The following is a 2,256-nucleotide window of genomic DNA, read 5'->3' as shown; positions in this document are numbered from 1 at the left end:
TGTCGATTTTCCCAAACCTGTAGACTGCTCTTGCTTGTTTTGACCATTTTTCATGGTTGGCCTTGTGCTGTGCTGGTCCTTTAAGTGTAGACTCGCGCTCGATTTGTGCCAATACTTGTTTACAAAATGGCAGATTTCAGCGCGGCGGAGACGAATGGGTGGTGTTGAGGCGATTGACGAAGCCCGTTGGGCGGAGGCTGTGCGGCGCGAGCGGGAAATCCGCCCCCTGAGTCAGCGACGGGGCAATCGGGCCGAGGTTGCACTGGCGGCCCGACGGCTGAACCTCTCCGTGGCCTGGGTGTACCGGCTGCTGAACCGGTATTCAGAAGATCCCCGAACGGTGTCGCTGGTCCCCGCAAAAGGGGGTCGCCCAAAGGGGCATCGTTTGCTCTCGGATGCGGTTGAGGTCATCATCGCCGGTCAGCTGGAAAGGTTTTATGCGTCGCGGCAAAAGCCGGTCCTGTCTGCTGTACATCGGGAGGTTTCGAGGCTCTGCCGGGCGCAGGGTTTGAAGCCACCAAGTTTGAAAGCGGTCAGAACCCGTGCCTCACGCCTGAATCAGGTCAAACTGACACGGGCACGGGAGGGGTATAGGGCCGCTCAGTCAAAGGTTGGGCCGTCCAGAGGGTCTCTCCAGGCCACTATGCCCCTCAGTGTCGTGCAGATTGATCACACGCTTGTTGATGTCCAACTGGTCGATGATGTTCGGCGCAAACCGATCGGCCGGCCCTGGCTGACGCTGGTACTGGATGTCGCCACCCGCATGGTATTGGGGTTTGTTGTCTCCCTGGACCCACCGTCCCGCCTGTCGGTGGCGCTGGCCATTGCACAGGCCGTCGGGGACAAGGCGGAGTGGCTGGCCGTGCGCAACCTCGCGCATATTTGGCCCTGTACAGGGCTTTTTGACACGATCAAGCTCGACAACGCGGCAGAGTTTCGGGCTGTTGCACTGAAACGGGGGTGCGAACAATACGGTATGGCGCTGGATTTCCGCCCGCCGGGTGCGCCCTGGTGGGGTGGCCACATCGAGCGTTTGATGGGCACATTGATGGCCGAATGCCATCTGTTGCCGGGCACGACGTTCTCCAACCCGGTCGAAAAGGGGGGGTATGACAGCGAAGCCCGGGCCGTCATGACGCGCGCTGAGCTGGAAACCTGGCTCGCGGGCCGGATCACCGGCATCTACCACAACCGGGTGCATACGGCGCTTGGACGCGCGCCGTTGAGCGCCTGGAGAGCGGCCGAGGCAACGGGGTGGGTGCCCAGAACTCCGAAAGATCCGGACCGGTTGTTGCTCGATTTTCTGCCCTTCGCGTACCGCACGCCGCGCCGCGATGGGCTGCAGCTGTTCAACATCGCCTATTGGCATCCGGAAATGGCGGTCTGGGCGGCGTCAAAGCCCGGCAAACTGCCGGTGCGTTACGATCCCCGGGATCTGTCCTGTATCTGGCTTCAGACCCCGGAGGGGCGGCTGGAGCGGTTGACCACCAAACATGCGGATCGCCCACCGATCACGCTTTGGGAGCACCGGGCGGCCCTTGCTGCGTTGCGCGAGGCGGGGCAGGGAACGGCAAATGAGGCCGCCGTATTCGACGCCATTGAAGCGGGCCGCTATCTGGTGTCGGCCGCAGCCGGGAAGAGCCGGGCAGCGCGGCGGGCTGAGCAGCGCCGAACCGATGCGCATGAGGGGCTGAACGCACCAGAAACCGGTGCTGAAGCTGAGGTGCCAGACCCGGATTATGTGCCAAAAATCTATGATTCCGAACTCTGGTGAGGACATGAACGCATCTTTCACGCATTTGCCGCCCGCAATACGCCCGCTGGCGGCTCTGGGCGACGCGGAGCGCAGGCGGATTATCCGGTCCGATCGTTGGGTGAGCTACCCGCTGGCGATGCAGACGGTGCGGCGGGTCGAGGAGTTGCTGCAGCGGCCCAGGGTGTCACGAATGCGCTCGCTGTTGATCCATGGGCCGTCCGGCATGGGCAAAACCCTGATCCGGCGCAAACTGGAACGGGATCATGCGGATGGGTTCACGGTGCCGGGAAGCGACAGGCCGCATCCGCTGGTGTCGATGCAATTGCCGGCCCGACCTGATGAGCGGCGGTTTTATGCACATCTTCTGGACCGGCTGGGCGCCCCTGCGCGCCCGCGGGACACGCTGGACCAGATCGAAATTGCCGCCCTTCGGCTGTTGCGGCACCTGCAGCCGGCGGCGCTTCTGCTGGATGAGTTCCAGCATGTGGGGGCATCGGGGG

The 2,256-nt window shown here is 63.0% G+C and carries 2 protein-coding genes; both read left to right on the top strand.

The genetic code is table 11. From position 1 onward, the window contains the following. Window positions 1-643: 643 nt before the first annotated feature. Window positions 644-1,774: a Mu transposase C-terminal domain-containing protein gene (locus tag GOX53_RS29190; protein ID WP_171182383.1), complete on the top strand. Its 1,131-nt coding sequence runs from the start codon at window positions 644-646 to the stop codon at window positions 1,772-1,774. Window positions 1,775-1,778: 4 nt separating this feature from the next. After that, the coding region (locus GOX53_RS29185) for a TniB family NTP-binding protein (protein ID WP_171182382.1) at window positions 1,779-2,256 on the top strand (478 nt) is incomplete at its 3' end.

Source organism: Ruegeria sp. HKCCD8929, assembly GCF_013031405.1.
In the GTDB taxonomy this organism is placed as follows: Bacteria; Pseudomonadota; Alphaproteobacteria; order Rhodobacterales; family Rhodobacteraceae; genus Ruegeria.
This window is presented reverse-complemented; position numbering and strand designations above follow the sequence as displayed.

Excerpts from the sequence above, each read along its gene's own strand:
- GOX53_RS29190 (WP_171182383.1), top strand. The coding sequence starts at position 644 with ATGCCCCTCAGTGTCGTGCAGATTGATCACACGCTTGTTGATGTCCAA.